The sequence below is a fragment of the Pantoea sp. Fr-CA_6 genome (genome assembly GCF_024520895.1).
GTDB lineage: Bacteria > Pseudomonadota > Gammaproteobacteria > Enterobacterales > Enterobacteriaceae > Pantoea > Pantoea agglomerans.
Map to the genome: position 1 here is coordinate 99104 of NZ_JALNPO010000010.1, position 20047 is coordinate 119150.

At 55.6% G+C, this 20047-nt stretch carries 16 protein-coding genes; 11 read left to right on the top strand and 5 right to left on the bottom strand.

The features are described 5' to 3' along the window. The first annotated feature begins 17 nt into the window (after positions 1-17). The 5 genes from NR201_RS17165 (at position 18) to NR201_RS17185 (ending at position 6518) form a co-directional block, all read left to right on the top strand. A complete protein-coding gene (locus NR201_RS17165) occupies positions 18-944 on the top strand; it encodes an aminoimidazole riboside kinase (RefSeq protein ID WP_179257289.1) in 927 nt (308 codons plus the stop codon). Positions 945-1101: 157 nt separating this feature from the next. Beyond that, positions 1102-2637 carry a carbohydrate porin gene (locus NR201_RS17170; protein WP_256850015.1) on the top strand — a complete coding sequence of 512 codons (1536 nt, stop codon included), beginning with the start codon at positions 1102-1104 and terminating at the stop codon, positions 2635-2637. A gap of 67 nt (positions 2638-2704) precedes the next feature. Then, positions 2705-4075 (top strand): sucrose-specific PTS transporter subunit IIBC, encoded by a 1371-nt coding sequence (locus NR201_RS17175; protein WP_010256928.1) that lies wholly within the window; start codon positions 2705-2707, stop codon positions 4073-4075. Then, entirely contained in the window at positions 4075-5484 is a 1410-nt protein-coding gene (locus NR201_RS17180; protein WP_256850016.1) for a sucrose-6-phosphate hydrolase, read from the top strand. The genes NR201_RS17175 and NR201_RS17180 overlap by 1 nt, the downstream gene beginning before the upstream one ends. A 29-nt stretch (positions 5485-5513) precedes the next feature. Further along, entirely contained in the window at positions 5514-6518 is a 1005-nt protein-coding gene (locus NR201_RS17185; RefSeq protein WP_039387344.1) for a substrate-binding domain-containing protein, read from the top strand. Positions 6519-6543: 25 nt separating this feature from the next. Here the strand turns inward: NR201_RS17185 and NR201_RS17190 are convergent, their stop codons facing one another. After that, positions 6544-7734, bottom strand: a complete 1191-nt coding sequence (locus tag NR201_RS17190) for a cytochrome P450 (RefSeq protein WP_256850017.1) — start codon at positions 7732-7734, stop codon at positions 6544-6546. A 22-nt stretch (positions 7735-7756) separates the two neighbouring features. Next, positions 7757-8302, bottom strand: coding sequence for a chorismate mutase (locus NR201_RS17195; protein WP_256850018.1), 546 nt, complete (start codon positions 8300-8302; stop codon positions 7757-7759). Between the two features lie 382 nt (positions 8303-8684). On the opposite strand from NR201_RS17195, the gene NR201_RS17200 reads away from it, so the two are divergent. After that, on the top strand, positions 8685-8930 hold the full coding sequence (locus tag NR201_RS17200) for a hypothetical protein (protein ID WP_010256916.1): 246 nt from the start codon (positions 8685-8687) through the stop codon (positions 8928-8930). A 1-nt stretch (position 8931) separates the two neighbouring features. Here NR201_RS17200 and NR201_RS17205 read toward each other — a convergent pair whose 3' ends face one another. Continuing rightward, positions 8932-9843, bottom strand: a complete 912-nt coding sequence (locus NR201_RS17205) for a GNAT family N-acetyltransferase (protein WP_249655136.1) — start codon at positions 9841-9843, stop codon at positions 8932-8934. A gap of 518 nt (positions 9844-10361) precedes the next feature. Between NR201_RS17205 and NR201_RS17210 the strand changes: the two genes are divergently transcribed. Further along, entirely contained in the window at positions 10362-10535 is a 174-nt protein-coding gene (locus NR201_RS17210) for a hypothetical protein (protein WP_010256913.1), read from the top strand. A gap of 397 nt (positions 10536-10932) precedes the next feature. Next, positions 10933-12516, top strand: coding sequence for a diguanylate cyclase (locus NR201_RS17215; protein WP_154210803.1), 1584 nt, complete (start codon positions 10933-10935; stop codon positions 12514-12516). Between the two features lie 24 nt (positions 12517-12540). On the opposite strand, the gene NR201_RS17220 is transcribed toward NR201_RS17215, so the two are convergent. Beyond that, a complete protein-coding gene (locus tag NR201_RS17220; RefSeq protein ID WP_029519494.1) occupies positions 12541-14322 on the bottom strand; it encodes a GGDEF and EAL domain-containing protein in 1782 nt (593 codons plus the stop codon). A gap of 346 nt (positions 14323-14668) precedes the next feature. Here NR201_RS17220 and NR201_RS17225 point away from each other — a divergent pair, with 346 nt between their 5' ends. The 3 genes from NR201_RS17225 to NR201_RS17235 all read left to right on the top strand — a co-directional run bounded on the left by NR201_RS17225 (position 14669) and on the right by NR201_RS17235 (position 19245). Further along, positions 14669-16102 carry a methyl-accepting chemotaxis protein gene (locus NR201_RS17225; protein WP_256850019.1) on the top strand — a complete coding sequence of 478 codons (1434 nt, stop codon included), beginning with the start codon at positions 14669-14671 and terminating at the stop codon, positions 16100-16102. 362 nt (positions 16103-16464) lie between these two features. Continuing rightward, on the top strand, positions 16465-16704 hold the full coding sequence (locus tag NR201_RS17230) for a hypothetical protein (RefSeq protein WP_010256895.1): 240 nt from the start codon (positions 16465-16467) through the stop codon (positions 16702-16704). Between the two features lie 405 nt (positions 16705-17109). After that, positions 17110-19245, top strand: coding sequence for a bifunctional diguanylate cyclase/phosphodiesterase (locus NR201_RS17235; RefSeq protein ID WP_010671971.1), 2136 nt, complete (start codon positions 17110-17112; stop codon positions 19243-19245). A gap of 55 nt (positions 19246-19300) precedes the next feature. Here the strand turns inward: NR201_RS17235 and NR201_RS17240 are convergent, their stop codons facing one another. Beyond that, entirely contained in the window at positions 19301-19885 is a 585-nt protein-coding gene (locus NR201_RS17240) for a GNAT family N-acetyltransferase (RefSeq protein ID WP_256850020.1), read from the bottom strand. Positions 19886-20047 lie beyond the last annotated feature (162 nt).

Consider the following 20047-nt stretch of genomic DNA (forward strand, 5'->3'; position numbering starts at 1 on the left):
TAATCAGAGGAGTTTTTATGTCTGTACTCGTATGGTGCCTCGGGGATGCCGTGGTGGATTTGCTTCCCGAAATGCCGGGTCGCCTGATGCAGTGTCCGGGTGGGGCGCCCGCCAATGTCGCCGTTGGAATTGCCCGTCTGCAGGGAAACAGCGCTTTTATCGGACGGGTAGGAGATGATCCCTTTGGTGAGTTTATGCGGCAGACGCTCATTGAAGAGAAGGTTGAAACCCGCTACATGATCGCTGATACGCAGCACCGCACTTCAACCGTGGTGGTCGGATTGGATGACCATGGCGAACGTTCCTTTACCTTTATGGTGAGGCCGAGTGCTGACCTGTTTCTTGAGGTGCAAGACCTGCCCGTATTCCGGCATGGGGAGTGGCTGCACTGCTGTTCGATCGCCTTATCAGCTGAACCTTCACGCACGGCGACCCTGACTGCCATGGAGCAGATCCGGGCAGCAGGCGGGCATGTCAGTTTCGATTTAAATCTGCGTCATGACCTCTGGCCCGATCCGGAACTGCTGCATGCGGTGGTGAACGAGGCGCTGAGCCATGCGGACGTGGTTAAACTGTCCGACGAGGAACTCGATTTTCTCTGTCCGGATCAGGAACCGGCTATCACCATGCCGCAGCTGGCAGTGCGATTCAGCATAAAACTATTGCTGGTCACGCGGGGCAGGGAAGGTGTGATCGCCTGCTATCAGGGCCAGCTATACCACTATGCTACTTCGCCCGTGGCCAGCATCGACACCACGGGCGCAGGTGATGCCTTCGTGGCCGGATTACTCTGGGGGCTGGCTAAGTCGGGTCTTCCTGCCGATGAATCGCAGCTGGCCATCTGCCTTACCAGTGCACAACGCTGCGGTGCACTGGCAACCACGGCTAAAGGGGCCATGACAGCACTTCCGCGGCTCCACCAGCTGGACGACCTGCCAGGCTGATTATCTTATTGCCCCTGTTTTGGGAGCTATCTCACAATCACTAAACCGGTTTAGCAATTTTCATTGCGCAGGGAAATTACCCGTGGCTATGATTTGCGCCTAAACCGGTTTAGCAAAAAATCCGGTGATGATAGCCTCTCTTCAGGGACATAAAAAAATGAAAAAAAGCACGTTAGCAGTGAGTCTCTCAACGATATTACTTTCCACATCAGTCTGGGCCGACTCCAGTATGAGCAGCATTGAAGCACGCCTTGCGGCCATGGAGCAGCGACTGCAGGCAGCCGAGCAGCGAGCGAATGCAGCGGAAACCCGCGCACAGGTCGCGGAGAAACAGGCACAGATGGCTGAGAAGCAGGCACAGCAGCTGGCTGCCGTGCAACAACAGACCCAAAACTCCACCGCTGAGGTCGCGCAGCGCACCGCGAAACTGGAACAAAAATCAGCCGATGAAGGTGGCTTCGAGTTCCACGGTTATGCCCGTTCAGGATTGCTGATGAACAGCTCGGCCGCCAAAACTCAGGGTGGCCCGACCGTTACCCCTGCCGGGGAAACCGGCGGTCACGTTGGTCGCCTTGGTAATGAACCGGATACCTACGTTGAGCTCAACCTTGAACATAAACAGACGCTGGACAATGGCGCGACCACCCGTTTCAAAGCGATGCTGGCCGATGGACAGCGCACCTACAACGACTGGACAGCCGCCAGCAGCGATCTCAACCTGCGTCAGGCGTTTGTCGAGCTCGGGCAGCTTCCCACCTTCAGCGGCGCATTCGATAACGCCACGGTCTGGGCCGGTAAGCGTTTTGATCGCGATAACTTTGATATTCACTGGATCGACTCCGATGTGGTGTTCCTTGCCGGTACCGGTGCCGGTATTTACGACATGAAATGGAGCGATCAGGCGCGCAGTAACATTTCCCTTTATGGTCGTACCTTTGGCGACATTGAAAACAATGAAAACACTGCGCAGAACTACATCCTGTCGCTGAATAACTTTGTCGGGCCGCTGCAGCTGATGGTCAGCGGTATGCGGGCAAAGGATAACGACGATCGCCGTGACATCGACGGCCTCAGAGTCAAAAGCGATGCGGCAGAAACCGGCGTACATGCGCTGCTTGGCCTGCATAACGACAGCTTTTATGGGCTGAGAGAAGGCACGTCGAAAACTGCACTGCTCTATGGTCATGGACTGGGCGCAGAGGTGAAGTCGATTGGTTCTGATGGCGCACTGTTGCCGGAAGCGGACACCTGGCGTCTGGCGAGTTACGGTATTACCCCGCTGGGCGGTGGCTGGCACATTGCACCTGCTTTACTGGCTCAGCGTAGTGACGATCGTTACGTCAAAGGTGACAGCTATGACTGGGCGACAGTCAACCTGCGGCTGATTCAGGAAATCACCCAGAACTTTGAGATGCAGTATGAAGGCTCTTATCAGTACATGGATCTGCGTCCCCAAGGCTACAACAACCGTAATGCGGTCAGCGGCAGCTTTACCAAATTCACCGTTGCGCCAACCCTGAAAGCCGGTGATGTCGGTGACTTCCTCAAACGTCCGGAAATTCGTCTCTTTGCAACCTGGATGAACTGGGATCACCGGCTGGATAACTATGCCAGTGACGACGCTTTCGGCAGTAAAGGATTCGATGCCGGTGGCGAATGGAACTTCGGCGTACAGATGGAAACCTGGTTCTGACCGGGCGGCCCCGGATGCCGGGGCCAGAGATCAGGATGGATAAAAACATAACAAGATTGAGGTGTGTATGGACTATGTAAAAATATCGCGGGCATTGCTGCCCCTGCTGGGTGGTAAAGAGAACATCGCCAGCGCTGCTCACTGTGCCACCCGGCTGCGGCTGGTGCTGGCGGATGATGAAAAAGCGGATACCACCGCGATTGGCCGGATAGAGGGCGTTAAAGGCTGCTTCCGCAATGCGGGCCAGCTTCAGGTTATCTTCGGCACCGGCGTGGTGAATAAGGTCTACGCTGCCTTTATCGCCGAGGCGGGCATCAGTGAATCGAGCAAATCTGAGGCCGCTGATATAGCCGCACGTAAGCTCAACCCTTTCCAGCGCATCGCTCGCCTGTTGTCGAACATCTTTGTGCCGATCATTCCGGCGATTGTGGCATCAGGTCTGCTGATGGGCCTGCTGGGGATGGTCAAAACTTACGGCTGGGTCAATCCGGAAAATGCGCTCTATATCATGCTGGATATGTGCAGCTCGGCGGCCTTTATTATCCTGCCGATCCTGATTGGCTTTACGGCTGCCCGCGAGTTTGGTGGTAACCCGTTTCTTGGTGCGACGCTGGGCGGCATTCTCACTCATCCGGCGCTGACCAACGCCTGGGGCGTCGCCGCCGGTTTCCACACCATGAACTTCTTCGGCATTGAAGTGGCGATGATTGGCTATCAGGGCACGGTGTTCCCGGTGCTGCTGGCGGTGTGGTTTATGAGCATGCTGGAAAAGCAGCTGCGTCGGGTTATCCCGGATGCGCTGGATCTGATCCTGACCCCGTTCCTGACGGTGATTATCTCCGGCTTTATTGCGTTGCTGATTATCGGACCGGCGGGTCGTATGCTGGGTGATGGCATCTCCTTTATTCTCAGTACGCTGATTGCGCACGCCGGCTGGCTGGCGGGACTGGTGTTTGGTGGACTCTATTCGGTGATTGTGATTACCGGCGTCCATCACAGTTTTCACGCTATCGAAGCCGGACTGCTGGGCAATCCTTCCATCGGCGTGAACTTCCTGCTGCCTATCTGGGCGATGGCGAACGTGGCTCAGGGCGGTGCCTGTCTGGCCGTATGGTTTAAAACCCGCGATGCGAAGATCAAAGCGATTTCGCTGCCTTCAGCGTTTTCCGCGCTGCTGGGGATTACCGAGGCGGCTATCTTTGGTATTAACCTGCGCTTTATGAAACCCTTTATAGCGGGTCTGGTGGGTGGCGCGCTGGGTGGTGCCTGGGTGGTGTCGGTCCATGTTTATATGACTGCGGTCGGGCTGACCGGTCTGCCGGGCATGGCGATTGTCCAGGCGGGCTCTCTGCTCAACTATGTCATCGGCATCGCAATCGCGTTTACCACTGCGTTTGTGATCTCTTACCTGCTTAAATACAAAACGGATTCTGAATAATGGCCTCATCAACACGTCTTGCCGCCATTCTGCAGGCGGTGATGCAGGGTATGCCAAAGGCGCTCAGCGACAGCCACTACCCTGGCTGGCATCTGGCACCGGTAACCGGGCTGCTTAACGATCCCAACGGCTTTATCCATTTCGACGGTGAATATCATCTCTTCTATCAGTGGAACGCCCTGGAGTGCGCGCATCAGCAAAAATGCTGGGGACACTGGCGCTCAGCCGATCTGCTGCACTGGCAGCATCAGCCCATCGCCCTGATGCCGGACGAGGAGTATGACCGCAGCGGTTGTTACTCGGGCAGTGCGGTAGAGGATAACGGTGTACTGACGCTGATCTACACCGGTAATGTGAAGTTTGATGATGGTTCGCGCACCGCGTGGCAGTGTCTGGCGCAGCAGAACAGCGCGGGCGGTTTCGACAAACTCGGTCCGGTTATCGCCGTACCGGAGGGTTACACCGGCCACGTTCGCGATCCCAAAGTGTGGCGTCATGAAGATCACTGGTACATGGTGCTGGCCGCCCAGAATACCCAGCTGCAGGGCAGGGTACTGCTTTTGCGTTCTGATAATCTGCGCGAGTGGCAGAACCTCGGCGAGATTGCGGGCAGCAAACTGGGCGGGCTGGACGCCGCTGGCTACATGTGGGAATGCCCGGATATGTTCACGCTCGGCGACAGCACCTATCTGATCTGCTGTCCGCAGGGTGTTATGCCTGAAGAGAAACGCTACCTGAACAGTCACGCCTGCGCCTGGCTCAGTGGCTCGCTGGATTATCAGCAGGCTGCCTACCTGCATGGCCCGCTGAACGAAATGGATGCCGGGTTTGAATTCTATGCACCACAAACCACGCTGACCGCTGACGGCCGGCGTCTGCTGGTGGGCTGGATGGGAACGCCAGACGGTGAAGAGATGGCCCAGCCAACCGTGGCGCATCACTGGATCCATCAGATGACCTGTCTGCGCGAGCTGAGCTCCCGCAATGGCCGGCTCTGTCAGCAGCCGATTGCAGAACTGCAGGCGCTGCGGGAGAGGGAACTGCATTATCAGGGCCGCGCCGATGACGCGCCGCCGATCGCCGCGCAGCGGCTGGAGGTTGAGCTGGAGAGCCTGGGCGATATAGAACTCAATTTCGCCGATACGCTAATCCTGACGTGGCAGCAGAATGAATTGCGGCTTGCCCGTCGCAGCCTGGTATCGGGTCAATGGACCTATCGTTACTGGACAGGGGCTGCGCGCCGGTTGCAGATCCTGTGTGATCACTCCAGCGTTGAGATCTTTATCAACGACGGGGAAGGGGTGATGAGCAGCCGTTATTTTCCGGACCACCCGGCGATGCTAACCCTGCGCGGTCGCGCAGAACTGCAGGCCCGCTACTGGTCGTTACGTCGCTGCATGGTAGAATAAGTCCTTGTTTCACTAACCGATGCCTTGCCGTGAGAAAAACAAAACGCGTTACCATCAGTGACATCGCCGGACTGGCTGGGGTTTCTAAAGCCACTGCCAGCCTGGTGCTCAACGGCCGTGGCGAAGAGTTACGGGTGGCGAAGGAGACGCGTGAGCGGGTTCTGACACTGGCCCGGGAACACCATTATCAGCCCAGCATACACGCCCGTATGCTGCATGACGCCCGCAGTCATACGCTGGGGCTGGTGGTGCCGGAAATCACCAACCACGGCTTTGCGGCCTTTTCCCATGCGCTGGAAAATCTCTGTCGCGCGGCCGGTCTGCAACTGTTGATCTCCTGCACCGATGAAAATGCTGGTCAGGAGATGGCCGTGGTCAATAACCTGGTGGCGCGTCAGGTCGACGGGCTGATTGTCGCCTCCAGTATGCTGAGCGACAGCGACTATGTCAGCCTCAGCGAACAGCTGCCGGTGCTGCTGTTTGACCGCCACATGAACAATACCAGGCTGCCCTGGGTCATCACCGACTCTGTGACGCCCACCGCTGAGCTGGTCGAAAAGCTGGCGCGCACCTGTCCGGAGGAGATCTACTTTCTTGGCGGACAGTCTGACCTCTCCCCGACCCAGGATCGTCTGACGGGATTCAAAGAGGGACTGATGCGGGCGGGTGTGACGCTGCGGCCGGAGTGGATAATTCAGGGTAACTATCATCCCGGCAGTGGCTATGAGATGTTTGCCGCGCTCTGTCGCCGGCTGGGACGCCCACCTAAAGCGATGTTCACCGCCGCCTGCGGTCTGCTGGAGGGAGTACTGCGCTACATGAGCGAGCATAACCTGCTGACCAGCGACATCCGCATTGCCAGTTTCGACGATCACTATCTCTATGATTCACTCTCCATTCCGATCGACACGGTTGAGCAGAATGTCCCGGCACTGGCGCAGGCCTGCTTTTCTATGCTGACCACGATGATCGCTGGTGAGGATCCCGCTGACAGTCAGCTTATCCTGCCCGCCACGCTGCGGCTGCGCGGTTAACTGCCGGGCGCTTCAGGGCAGTGCTTTACCATTCGACCGGCAGGGCGCTGACGCCGCGCAGATTAGCTCTGTGGTTGCGGCGAACGCCAGCGGCCACGGGCCGCATCTCTGGCAATCGCGTCAGTAATACTTCCAGCGCCACCTCCATTTCTGCCAGTGCCAGCCGGTAGCCCATACAGTGATGTATACCGCCACCGAATGCCAGACAGCGCCCCTCATGCCGCCGGATATTCAGCCGTTCCGGAGAGGTAAATACCAGCGGATCGTGATTGGCTGCACCAAGGCTAAGGAAGAAGCGGGTTCCGGGCGGGATGAGCTCTCCTGCCAGCTCAATCTCTTCCAGAGTCGTGCGGTAAAGCATCTGGACCGAACTGTCGTAGCGCAGACATTCCTCTATGGCATCGGGTATCAGCGCATGATTCTGTTTCAGGCTCGCAAGTTCCTGCGGATGAGCATGCAGGGCCAGAATGGTGTTGCACAGCATGTTTGACGTAGTTTCATGACCGGCAAGAAACAGCAGTATCACATTGGCGATGATCTCATCGTGATCCAGCCGGTCGCCGTCACTGCCGCTGCGCAGAAAAAGCGACACCAGATCGCTGGCGGTGCTATCACGTCGGGATACGATCACGGCACTGAAGTAACTTTCCAGTACGGCAAAAGCTTCAGCGGCTTTCAGCAAATCTGGCGGACTGATTTGAGGATCGAAAACCCTGACCAGTGCAGAGGTAAGGCGACCCAGTTCTGGTGCATCAGATTCTGAAACATCCAGCATCCGGCAGATAATGCGCACCGGTAGCGGAAAAGCGAATGCCTGAGCCAGATCGCAGGCACGACGCCCTTCCAGTTCATCAACCAGTTCATTGGCTATCGTCAGCGCCATCTCCCGAAGAGATTTAATCTCCCGGCCGCTGAACGCCTTCATAACCAGTCCTCTTAACCGGTTATGATCGGGTGGGTTCAGCACCAGAAACATTCTGCTGATACCCTGAAACAGCGGCAGTCCGGCTGCATCATCACCAAATCTTACTCTGACACTTTCCATATAATTTTTACCGACCCGCCGGTCGTTCAGCAGGGCGTCCACCACCGCGTGACTGCCGCTGATGATGATCTTATCTCCGGCAGGGATAAGCGGTCCCTGCTGATGCAGTTTTCGATAAAGGGGAAAGGGATTATCAGAGTAGTCGGGGTTCATGAGTTCATGAAGCTGCATAGCGTTCTCCGCTGATAGAGGATTAGTGCTGGCGCTGAATGCGGGAGAGGGAAGCGAACAGGCTGTTTTTATCACTCTCACTGAGGTGAGGTGCCGTGAGGTGTGACATCAGAAATTCTTTGTCCTCCTGCGAGAAGGCGCCAGCCATCAGGCGCTGGCTGATCGCCGTCAGGAGCTGGGTATCCAGCTGTTGTATCTGCTGTCTGGTCTCGGTCAGATCCCTGACAGGAACAGCGCTGTCTGGTGCTGAGAGCCAGTCAGCCCGATAGCGATACTGGATCGCCTTGCTGGCGTTCATCAAAGCGTGAACAAACGGCTCCACGGAGTGGGGTTCAAGCCCGGCCTGTTGTGCGTTTTGCAGCATGTTGTCCAGCACCACCTGCTCCCGTGGCAGATCCTCAATAGGTAAATGATGCAGTGCTTTATAACCCGCCACCGCTTTCATCACCTGCATCCGTTCATTGAGTGAGGTAGAAAGCGCCCCAAGAGAGACGGATGAGACTGAACCTGCGAAAACGTTACTGCACATAAACAGTGAAGAGAAAAAAATTGCCATAAAGTGAGTCATTTGCCTGCCCCATAAATGAAAACTGGCACTAATTTAGGCATGAAAAAATAACTAAGTGTGATTATTTTGTTTTCAAAATGTGAATCACAAGGCGGGTCAGTAAAATGAGAACAGGTCATTAATTTTAAAGTTATTTTTTATCTTTATGGTCATTAAAACTTCACATTAATTTGCAATGCTGGCGGGTTGATTGGATATGACGTCTGAATGGATTCCCCCCTGATGCAGGTGGCGTTGCGCCATTTACGTCATCTCTGTGATGCCAGAATGAGTTTACGAGGCATGCCGGGTAGTGCGCACAGGAAAGCGCCATGCCGATCAGGGTTCAGGTATAATATGTTCTGCGAGTGTGGCCGTTTTTTAGCAGCAAAACGAGGTAGGTATGTCTGTATCCGAAGCTACTACCGGTGGTAAAAGTGTCGCGGCGTTAGTTGAGAGCCTGGAAAAACAGGCGGCAAAACGTTCAGACGCGAACTGGCACGAAGGTCTGAAAAGCAGCACCAAAATCGCACTGGAAAAAATTAATGGTGCGTTTGCTGCAAAATGGATCAGCGCAGACGAGAGCCTGAGCCTTAAGCAGCGCGTTTACAGTGTGCAGGATAAGTTGATTGAGCTGGCTTTATGGTGATTTAAATTGCCCGTCGGCTCGCACGTAAATCGGCAGGGGTAAAAAACTGATATTTCAGCACGCAGCGTCGCCCGGCATTTTGCGCGCTGCGCAGTGAAGGGGTGTTACCGGGCAGAATGGTACCGGTCAGCAGTGCCTTCTCACCATAATGATGATGAAGCTGCTGCAGCAAACGCTGCTGAGCGCGCGCGGCGAGTCCACGGCCCTGATAAGCGGGCATAATCACTTCATCCATAATCTGAAACCCCTCAATAAAGGTCAGTCGCCGGGGCACACAAATCATCAGCCCTGCCACTATGCCCTGCCAGACAATCAGAAACACATGTCCCGCGGCGATATCCTCCCGTAATTCCTGCCTGCTGGTTGCCAGTAGCTGATCGCGCAGATGCGGCAGCGTGTGCCAGCTGGCACGATAGGCGCGGTTAATCGCCGTGATACAGGCGGGATAATCCTTCCGGCAGGCTGTCACCAGTGAAATATCTTCGTCGACAGGAACAGAGAGTGAAGCCAGGTCGCTGAGGAAAAGCAGTTGATCGGTTATACCGATGTCAGGATAAGTCGCAGGCAACAGGATGCGCAGCTTCAGGGGTTTCAGCGGCTGCCATGCCTGCATAATGGCGCTAGCGACCCTGTAATCGATGATGCCGTCACGCGCAACAACCTCAATAAAGGGCTGTGCAGGATCGCCACCCAGATAGCGCGGCCCGGTGAGATAACGCTGGCCGTTTATCGTCAGTTCTCGCTGCAAAAAGGCGTGCTGGGGCAGACCGGTTTCACGCCATGGAAAGGCGGCAGAAAAATGGTGATCGTGGCATCGTGTCTGCTGCTGCGCCAGCCAGCTGGCAAGCCAGTCGCTGAGACGTTCAGATGAGACAGGAACAGTACGGTAGAGCGACACCATATAATCCAGCATAAGATTCCTTATTGCCCGCCGTCAGTGATCTCCTGCCTCGCTCCGCGATACATCTGTACCGTTACCGGATTGCAGATGAGGCTGATGAGAGTGTAAACGATGTGCTCTGTTTATGACCATCTCAACCTCTCAGCCAGCACCATTACATCCCCTCTGCATGACGGCTCTGGACCTGCCAGACGGTGCAATGCTGACAATGTGAGCAGGTATACGTCATCTTCTGCGATCGCTTATCGTCGCCACCCTCTGAGCTGCATTAAACATGGGTTACGATCTATTCGGGTCTGGCTGGATTTCGTATACATGGTCAAATTAATTGATGAAATAAGGCAGGGTTGCCCAAAAATTTAAATGGGAAATAGATGCGAAATTTTTACGTAAATAATACGGAATCAGATAATCGGCAGCCGATAAATGGATTATGATAAAGAGGCTTTTCAATAATTATAAAATGTCCGATCTTTTTAACACCCGGGGGTTACATGGTTCATATTGATTTATGCACCCAGGAGGGCGTGATGAAAGCTTATGCTTTTCAGACGCCGATGCAGGCAATGACCCTGCTGGAAAAAATTAAAAATGATGAATTTCAGTGGTTTAATCTGGAGTGGGAAGGGCGCCGCTATACCTGTCCGCATCATTTTATTAAAAGGCTCAGCAGCCGCTCTTATATTAAATCGTTCTGGCGTTAAATTCGCTTAAAAGATAAGGCTGATGCACAATTACTTATTATTGATGCAGGTTTTATTTAACTGTTCTACGCATATTTTTAACGTAATGATAAACGGGGCAGAGCCTGCCCCGTTATTTTCAGCGACCATATGGCGTTGTTATCACGGTCAACAGTAATAATAATGCGTCATCTGCACAGATACCGGCCTGCTCAGTATCATTATTACCGCTTAATCATTTTCTGCTGTTGCTTATCAGGGCTATCGAAACGCTAAACAATCCTTTATGCAGGGCTGGACGGTTGTGTGCTGCGCCGGCAATGCGCCGTGATCCTGTGTAAATCATCTTCTGTTCGGCCCTTGACGTGAAACGTCTACTGTTACACTCAGATGACACTTAATCCGGATCCCGACTGCAATGCCCCATGAAAAAATGCGCCTTCGCTCGCTGCTGACTTTGCTTTCCATCGGGGGCGTCATTCTGACCTCCGGTCTGCTGCTGAGTGCGCTGCTGCTCTTTCAGAAGGCCAACATCGAAGACAGTCTGCTTGAGGGGAACATTGCCTATGCCCGCAAGCTGGCTGATACCACCGATCGTTACCTGGCGACAGCACAACGTGAACTGGCCTGGAGTGCGTCGCAGATCAAGGGGCTTAGTGATATTAAACGACTGGAAGGAGAGAGCGATCGCCTGCGAATGCAGTCGGGTTTTTTCAACTCGGTGGTGGTGGTAAATCATGATGCCATTATTGCAGCAACCTCACCCGATAGTCTGAATCTTATTGGCGTGAAGCTGCACTCACTTGCCAGCCTGCAGGCCATAGCGACTCAAAAGCCTTTTATCTCTGCTCCTTTTACCTCCGCGGCCGGTAACTATGTGGTGTTTTTATCACAGCCTCTGTTCAGCGAAGATGGCCGCTATCTGGGCTACATTGGCGGGACTATTTATCTCAAGAAACAGAGCATGCTGAGCGAAATCCTGAGCCAGCATTTCTATTCCAATGGTTCAACGGTCAGCGTGGTCAGCAATGAAGGGCTGATTATTTTCAGTCATGACGCGGCGCGCGTCGGAACAAAGATGCTGCTGAGTCTGGCACTGCAGAAACAGCTCGCCACGACAGAAAGCGGGCATTTCACGCTGGAGAGTGAGGGGCAGCACTATCTGACCGGCTATGGCACACTGCATAAAACCGGCTGGAACGTTTTTATTACCGGCACCTCTGAAACGGTCAGGCATATTCTGATGCGCACGGCAGAAAGCGCCGTCTGGTTCGTTCTGGGCATTATTGCCGTAACAGCGGCCATTATTGCCTTTATGGCCGGTCGAATCGCCTCTCCACTGGAAAAGCTGGCGGACAGAGTGCGCGATGGCGGCAGCGAAGCCCAGGCGGAATCTCTCGCCACGGTTAAAACCTGGTATTACGAGGCTGATCGGCTCAAAGAAGCCGTGCAGGCGCATCGGCACGCCGTTGCGGGTCATCTTGCCGCGCTAAACGATGAAGCGATGACCGATCCGCTGACCGGGCTCTGCAACCGACGCGGATTTTCGGCGCTGGCGGCGCAGTCAGACAGTGAGCATGAACAGTGTGCCATCGCCATTGATATTGACCATTTTAAGAAGATAAACGACTGGTACGGGCATGACGCGGGCGACGCGGTTCTGGTGAGCCTGGCAGCGTTGCTGCGTCAGGCTTGTCGTACCGGCGATATTGTCAGCCGGTTTGGTGGCGAGGAGTTTATTCTGCTGCTGCCGCATACCACGCTGGCTGATGCCGTCCGCACCGCGGAGCGCATCCGTGAGACCGTCAGCGCCACCACCTTTCCGTTTGCCGGAACGATGACCATCTCAGCCGGGGTAGCTTCGCGCAGCGATCAGGATAGCGATCGCGACTCTCTGCTGCGGCGTGCCGATGAAGCGCTTTACGAAGCTAAAGCCGCCGGGCGTAATACCGTCATCATTGCCGGAGCTGAGGAGTTCAGCGCGTCTGATTCGGCCGGGTAAGATTCCGGGGTGGGTGGGACAGGCTCAGCACTTACTGCGTAATCGCCAGCCGAGCCACTCATCCAGTGCCGCTTCCGGCAGCGGCCTGGAGTAGAAAAAGCCCTGCGCCTGGTCGCAGCCGAACTCGGTCAGCGCCGTAACGGTTTCCGCATTCTCCACGCCCTCAGCCAGCACCATATAATCGAGATCTTTAAGCATCGCAATAATACTGCGGGCGATGACGCGCGATGCGGTGTCAGATGAAATTTCGCTGATCAGTGAACGGTCCAGCTTGATCACATCCAGCGGAATGCGCCGCAGATAACTGATGTTGCTGTAGCCGGTACCAAAGTCATCCAGTGAAATACCGAATCCACGAAGTTTCAGCATCTCAAGCCCCCGCATTGCGGTCGCGCTCTCCAGAATCCGTTCCGTCTCCAGACACTCAATGCCCAGCAGCGAAACCGGGAGCTTCGCTCTGATCATCTGCTCTTCCAGCTCGTCGGCAAAACCGTCACGTGAAAAATCGCTGCTGCTGACGTTAATGGTGATGGGCAACTGAATATAGCTGTTGCGCAGCCGGGAGAGCCGGGCGATTGCGTGCTCTGTCACCCAGGTGGTCAGTTCGCTGAGCAGCTCGGTTTGCACGGCAAAGGGTAAAAACTGTGCAGGAGACAGTTCGCCGCGCTGCGGATGCTGCCAGCGGATCAGGGCCTCCAGGCCAATTGGCTTGCCGCTGTGCAGACAGATTTTAGGCTGATACGCCAGCCATAATCCCTTATCCTGGCGTATCGCGATGGCCAGGTCATGCATCAGGGTGAAGTCCTGCGTATGGCGCGTATCAGTGGCCTCACTGAAAGGCATCGAGGCCACGTCGCGTGTGATGGCCTCGTGCAGCGCGCTGACCGCACGCCGCAGGATCTCCTGGGCAGGCATCTCCCCGGTATTGAAACTCGCCTCACCGGTGTGGGTCATCAGTGCAACCGACAGCCCATCGCCGAGATCCGCGCTGATCCCGGCCAGCTTGTTTGCCACCCAGTTGGCAGTGAGTCTGCTCTCCTGACGTGTCAGCAGGGCAAAGCGCCCGGTGGCTACGGTGTAGAGCATCTCTCCTGGCGCAGGCCTCAGGCGCAGCGGCAGCAGTGTCGCCACATCTTTCAACAGGCTTTCAACCGGTCCCATGCCCATTGAGCGCGCAAGCTCGTAGGCGCGCGGCATATCGATACAGTCAATCAGCACCAGCCGCCGTGGCGTGGTGTCACCGGAGGCGGCAAGAAACTGCAGGTCGCGAATCAGACGCTGGCGGTTGGGCAGACCGGTTACCGGGTCGGCAAAGCCAGCCGAGTACCAGGCCTCAAGAAATGACATCACCAGTGCCGCCAGCATCTTCAGCATGGCGACCTGATCCGCATTAAAGGGATGAGGCGCGGTGTCAGTCACGCACAGCGTACCCAGTATCAGACCTGTGCTGCTTTTAAGCGGTACGCCGGCATAAAAGCGAATAAAAGGCGCGCCAACAATCAGCGGATGCTCAGCAAAGCGGGTATCCAGCAACGTATCGGGTACTACCACGGTGCTGTCACTGTCCACTGCATGCCGGCAGAGCGAGTCCTGCCGGGAGGATTGAGTGAGTGTGAAATTTTGCGCAGCCTTAACATGCTGCATCTCATCATCCAGTACGGAGATAAAGCTGCCGGGTATACCGAGTGCCTGGCTGGCCAGCCGGACGAACTGTCGCAACACATCGTCACGACTTTCGTCGTTACTGCGCAGCGCGTGCAGGGTTCGCGTGCGGCAATCGTCGCCGCCGCTGAGACTCATAAGCATGGATTCCTCCGCACCGGCTGGTTACGGCGCGAAATTAAACAGAAAAATTGAAGGGTATGATGTCATGACTACAGGCAAATTCTGCAAAAAGAAAGAGTCATGACCATTTATTTTTTATCCCACTGCACGGCATTGCTGGTCAGAATAGCAAATCACTTTTCTTTAACGAAATATTTTAGTAATCAAGATTCTATTATTTTGTCGTTAAAAACTTTTAATTTCTTAAATATCCTGCCAGTATACAGAGTATAAACATAGTGCACTATATAATAACGCACTAAAGTAGATGACATAACTTATTTTTGTTTAATTTTAACTACACCAATGACAACATCGGGGAAACCTCATGAATTCACTCAGGCATTTCACTATCCGCCGCGTTGTGCTGTGGATGATGATCGTCTCACTGGGCATCGTCGTGCTGGCCGGTGGCTACAGCAGCCAGGTCGTGCGCGATATCTTTCGTCAAACCGATCGTTCAGCCGTTCTGACGCAGCAGCTGAGCTTTCTGGCGCACAGCGCTATCGTCATGCAGAGCGGTACGTCAGCCGATAAAAACGCGCTCGTCGCCTCAACCCCGGCCGATGCTGACTGGGATAACGTCCGCGCGGCACTTACGACAACCCCCTCAGAATACGCAACGGTTGCACGTGCGCAGCTGGACAAGGTGACGCAGCAGCTGGCCGGGAATCAGGCCCCGCTGAAGGCTGACCGGCATCGGCTTGAGGGCGTCTTGCTGGCAGCACTGCTGGCGGCAGTGGCGTTGCTGCTGTTTTGCGACCGCTATCTGGTCGTTCATCTGGTGCGTCCGGTGGGTAAAATTCGCGGTCATTTAAAAATTATCGCCGATGGCGATCTGACGCGCGAGCCGGAAGATCTGGGGCGCAACTGTGTCGGGCAACTGGTGCCGCTGGTCAAAGAGATGCAGCACAGTCTGTTGCAGACGGTCAGCGCTATCCGAGACAACGCAGCCAATCTTCATCGTGAAGCGGGGGACATTGCTGCGGGTAACGCCGATCTCTCCGACCGGACATCCACTCAGGCTGCTGCGCTGGAGCAGACCGCAGCCAGCATGGAGGAGATTACCGTCACCGTGCGTCACAATGCACAGAATGCCCGCGAGGCACGTGAACTGGCTGCCAGCACCACGGATACGACTCAGCAGGGCGTGGAACTGGTTCAGTTGGTATCGGCAGCCATCACCAGCATCGCTCAGGGATCAGAAAAAATCCGGCAGTTCACCACCACTATCAATGGTATTGCGTTTCAGACCAACATTCTTGCGTTAAACGCCGCTGTAGAAGCCGCCCGTGCGGGTGAACAGGGCCGCGGCTTCGCGGTGGTCGCCAGTGAGGTACGTTCACTGGCACAGCGAAGTGCTGCTGCCTCTAAAGAGATCGAAGAGCTGATTGCCGATACCGTGGCACGCGTTGACGATGGACGGCGGGCGGCTGAGAGCGCAGGAACCACCATGGAGGCCGTGCTGCGCGGCGTCGGCGGCGTGAATGAACTGATCGGACAGATTGCGCTGGCTTCGGATGAACAGAGTAAAGGGATTGCCCAGGTCACGGTCGCCGTTGCAGAACTTGACCGCGTAACGCAGCAGAATGCGACGCTGGTTCAGCAGGTTTCGGCGACAGCAGACAGTCTCAGTGGACAGACTGAAACGCTGGGCAGCGTGATTACGCGCTTTACCCTGCCGCATCACCCTCTTGCCGTAGAGCCTAAACGCGTCACGCCTGATGAAAAAGGCGGCTGGGCAACGTTTGCGCGGGCATAGCCTGAACGTATTTTTTCTGAACTGTAGATAATGTCTGTCCGGCACGGAATAACGATTAATATTCACTCTTTTTTAAAAGAGGGATGAAACGGTCATTTTTTGTGACTGTGATTGACGTTGATCATCATTCGATCAACGCCACCATTCAGAATGGCAATTACTATTCTCAGCGGTGCAAAAATTATCCGGGCAGCGATTTAAATATAATTCAGGTTATTTTCTCTGTTTTTACTGGTGCGTTACGCTTTCCTGATAAGTGTAAAACGCCGGGCTGTTAAAACTTAACTCAAATTTATGTTTTGGCCGCAGGCGTGTACTTCCGCCCGGCCATCTCGCCGGGGCACCGTATGCGGAGCGTTTATATGGGAAATCAGATTTTACAGCGGCCTGTCGCCGTCCAGCACAACGTGCGTGAGCTGCGCCTTGCGGCCGGTCTCTCTCAGGAGATTGCAGCCGAGCGTTTCGATCTTAGCCAGCGTGTCTGGCAGACGAAAGAAGCATCGAAAAATCCTGCGCTGCTCAGTCAGGGAGAATATGAACTGCTGATGCTGCTCGCCGGAGAGCATCCGCACTATCAACTGGTACCAAAGCTGAAAAAGTAAGGCGTTCATCCTCTGTTTTCTCTTAAGTAAAGTCATGTCGGGCCGATATAGAGAGCTAAGCGAGGCGCATTACCGCCTGTCTGATATGCTCTGGCCAGATAATCCTGGGCGGTCCGCCGCACTCTCTCTGGCAGGCATAACGTATTAACTGATGCCTCGCTGTCTGCGGTGTCAGCTTTATCGGACTCAGCGCGGCAACCTGTTGCTGCCGGGTTTACTGACGGGCCTTTCTTCCGGCAACGGATCGGCAGCGAACTCTGCGCGTTCTGTCTGATTGAACGTGTCCTCTTTATGCTGTGTCAGGCCAGCCACAGCAGATAACATCAGAGGAGAGTTACGCTGAAACGTCCAGTTTATCATGATGCCGAGGCGGCTCGCCTCGACGCACTTAAGCAGTATCATCTGATGGATTCACCGCCGACCGATGCGCTGGATCGCCTCACTACGCTTGCCGCGCGGCTGTTTCGGGTGCCGGTCGCTTTTGTCTCGCTTATCGACGAAAAGCGGCAGTTCTTCGCCTCCCGGTACGGTTTAAATATTTCAGGTACGGCACGCAACGTCGCCTTCTGCCACCATACGCTGGCGCAGGGCGATATCCTCTGCGTGCCCGATACGCTGAAAGATCCGCGCTTCCGCGACAGTCCGCTGGTTCACGGCTACCCCTTTATCCGCTTTTACGCGGGGATCCCGCTTTCGACCCCGGATGGGCATCATATTGGCACGGTCTGCCTGACCGACAGCCATCCTCGTGAGCCGTTAACTGCAGAGGATCGAAAGCATCTGAACGATATTGCTGCCCTGGTGATGGATCGCATGGAGATGCATCGTCTGGAGTTATTGCGCTACACCAGCCAGCAGCGACTCGAGGCGATCTCATCCACTTCGCCTGACGCCATTGTCTGCACCGACCTTCGGCGTGGCATAACCTTCTGGAACCCGGCCGCCACCGCGCTGTTCGGCTACAGCGCAGAGGAGATGCGCGGCCAGTATATCAGCGAGCTGATCCCTGCTCGCTGTCAGACTGACTACCGTAATGAACTGGTCCGGATTACCTCTGACGAAGCGGCTATCTCGCACCCACGCTCTTTGCAGATATGGGGTGTTACGCGTGAAGGTCGTGAATTTCCGGCAGAGGTCTCTTTTTCAGGCTGGCGTGAAGAGGGCGAACGGCTGGTGGGCATGATCATCCGCGATGTCACGGCCCGCTATGAGAGTGAGGCGCGGCTCTGTGAGCTGGCCTCACTGGATATGCTGACACGTCTCGCCAGCCGCAGCGCGTTTATGGATCAGGTCGGCCAGCTGACCAGGGCAGGCGTCCCCTATACGTTACTGATGACCGATCTCGATGGTTTTAAAGAGGTTAACGATACGCTGGGGCATGCTGCAGGCGATGCGTTGTTGTGCCACGTTGCCGAACAGATTCGTGCGGTCTGCGCCAGTGCCGTGACGGCTGCGCGCCTGGGTGGTGATGAATTTGTGATCCTGTTAGCAGGCGGCAGCGCAGAGGCGGCGATCACGGCGGAGAAACTGATTGCGGCCGTTCAGACGCCGTTCCGCTATCACGACTCACCGGTGGTGGTCGGTGCCAGCACCGGCATCGCCTCCTATCCGGAGCACGGCAGGGATCCCTCTTCGGTGATGTCCGCCGCTGATCTGGCGCTCTATCGCGCCAAAGCGTCGGGTAAAGGCTGCAGCATGCTGTTTATGCCCGCGTTTCGTGAAGCGGAGCAGCAGCGGCGCCGTTTTGAGCGCGAACTGGAAACGGCGGTGCGGCAGCAGCAGTTCACTCTTTACTATCAGCCCCGCTACGACGTTGAAAGCGGAAAGCTTATTGGCTGCGAGACGCTGGTGCGCTGGCAGCATCCGACGCGCGGGCTGCTGTTGCCGGCTGAATTTATCGGCATGCTGGTTAAAAGTCCGCTTTCAGTCACGCTGGGTGAATGGATCATCCGCAGTGCTCTGGCACAGGTCCGGCAGTGGCAGGTTCGCTCTCCTCAGCTTCGCGTCAGCATTAACCTGTTTCCGCGCCAGCTGGCAGGGAACAGCCTGGAGACGGTGATACGTGAGAGTGCCGGAGGCGATGCCGGTTTTGTTGAGCTGGAAGTGGATGAGCCACTGCTGGCCGTGCTGATGCAGGATATGCCGGTTCAGGTTGACGCCGTACGCCGAACGGGAGCCTCGTTCGTTATCGATCATTACGGGCGTACGCTAGGGGCGATTAACCTGCTGCGCTATAGCGTTGTGACGGGTTTTAAAATCGATAAGTCGATGACGCACGAGCTGGGTTCCAGCATGCGGGTGCGTATGATGTTCCGGGCCATTACCGCGCTCGGCAAAAGCCTGGGTATCCGGGTGGCCGCCGAAGGGGTGGAAGACAAAGAGCAGATCGCTTTTGTTACGGCCGCCGGATGCGACATTATGCAGGGCAATGGCCTGTGCCAGCCACTGACGCCGGCGGACTTTGAGGCGATGCTGTGCGGAGAGGAGCACTGTGCGCCCGCTATCGCTATCGCCAGCGGTTATGACGTTACGCCACGCTAATCGGTCTGATTGTGGCGAGCGTAGCGGAGGATGCCCGACGCTGATAGTCTGCGCCTCAGGGTGAGTGTGCGGGCTGGTATTCCTGTTTCAGCAAGCCGAAGATCCAGTCATCCTGCCACTGGCCGTTGAGGAAGAAGTTCTGCCGCAACGTCCCCTCCTGCACAAAGCCCGCTGAAATCAGGGTCCGGCGTGAGGCCGCATTGCCTGCTGTCACCGTCGCGATCAGTTTGCGGTATTCCTGTTGCTCAAAGCAGAACGTGATAATGGCATGCAGAGACTCGCTGCCGTAGCCTTTGCCCTGCGCATCTGCGGCCAGAATAAAGCCAAACTCCGCAATACCCTCTCCACGATCGATAAACCCGCAAAAGCCAGCCGGAGCACCGGATGTTTTTTCTCCGATAACCAGACAGAGCCAGTGCCTGCAGCCCTTGTACCAGGCGGGCAGGCGGACATCAAATGAGTGGGTTCTGATCTCTTCAGCGCTGCGCGAATCGCTGATGTACTGCATCACCGATCTATCCTGACTGACTGCCAGATAGAAGGGCCAGTCTTCCTGCCGAAGTGGCCGATAAGTCAGGCGCGGCGAGGTGACTTTCAGCGGTATTTCAGCCGGTACTTTAGCAGACTCTTCAGTTGTCATCGTGCAACTCCCTGCGGATCGGATCTCTGTGGCGATGGCGCAAAAATAACACAGAGTGGCTGACTGGCGGGACGCGCTTTTGCCGCTCTGCGAGGTATCCCGCAATCCCGACGCTATCTCAACAGCTCCTGCTCTCGTGCATTGTCCAGCTCCCGCTTGCCA

Excerpts from the sequence above, each read along its gene's own strand:
- NR201_RS17235 (WP_010671971.1), top strand. The coding sequence starts at position 17,110 with ATGGATTCACCGCCGACCGATGCGCTGGATCGCCTCACTACGCTTGCC.
- NR201_RS17190 (WP_256850017.1), bottom strand. The coding sequence starts at position 7,734 with ATGCAGCTTCATGAACTCATGAACCCCGACTACTCTGATAATCCCTTT.
- NR201_RS17180 (WP_256850016.1), top strand. The coding sequence starts at position 4,075 with ATGGCCTCATCAACACGTCTTGCCGCCATTCTGCAGGCGGTGATGCAG.
- NR201_RS17230 (WP_010256895.1), top strand. The coding sequence starts at position 16,465 with ATGGGAAATCAGATTTTACAGCGGCCTGTCGCCGTCCAGCACAACGTG.
- NR201_RS17225 (WP_256850019.1), top strand. The coding sequence starts at position 14,669 with ATGAATTCACTCAGGCATTTCACTATCCGCCGCGTTGTGCTGTGGATG.
- NR201_RS17215 (WP_154210803.1), top strand. The coding sequence starts at position 10,933 with ATGCCCCATGAAAAAATGCGCCTTCGCTCGCTGCTGACTTTGCTTTCC.
- NR201_RS17210 (WP_010256913.1), top strand. The coding sequence starts at position 10,362 with ATGAAAGCTTATGCTTTTCAGACGCCGATGCAGGCAATGACCCTGCTG.
- NR201_RS17170 (WP_256850015.1), top strand. The coding sequence starts at position 1,102 with ATGAAAAAAAGCACGTTAGCAGTGAGTCTCTCAACGATATTACTTTCC.
- NR201_RS17200 (WP_010256916.1), top strand. The coding sequence starts at position 8,685 with ATGTCTGTATCCGAAGCTACTACCGGTGGTAAAAGTGTCGCGGCGTTA.
- NR201_RS17220 (WP_029519494.1), bottom strand. The coding sequence starts at position 14,322 with ATGCTTATGAGTCTCAGCGGCGGCGACGATTGCCGCACGCGAACCCTG.
- NR201_RS17165 (WP_179257289.1), top strand. The coding sequence starts at position 18 with ATGTCTGTACTCGTATGGTGCCTCGGGGATGCCGTGGTGGATTTGCTT.
- NR201_RS17175 (WP_010256928.1), top strand. The coding sequence starts at position 2,705 with ATGGACTATGTAAAAATATCGCGGGCATTGCTGCCCCTGCTGGGTGGT.
- NR201_RS17205 (WP_249655136.1), bottom strand. The coding sequence starts at position 9,843 with ATGCTGGATTATATGGTGTCGCTCTACCGTACTGTTCCTGTCTCATCT.
- NR201_RS17240 (WP_256850020.1), bottom strand. The coding sequence starts at position 19,885 with ATGACAACTGAAGAGTCTGCTAAAGTACCGGCTGAAATACCGCTGAAA.
- NR201_RS17195 (WP_256850018.1), bottom strand. The coding sequence starts at position 8,302 with ATGACTCACTTTATGGCAATTTTTTTCTCTTCACTGTTTATGTGCAGT.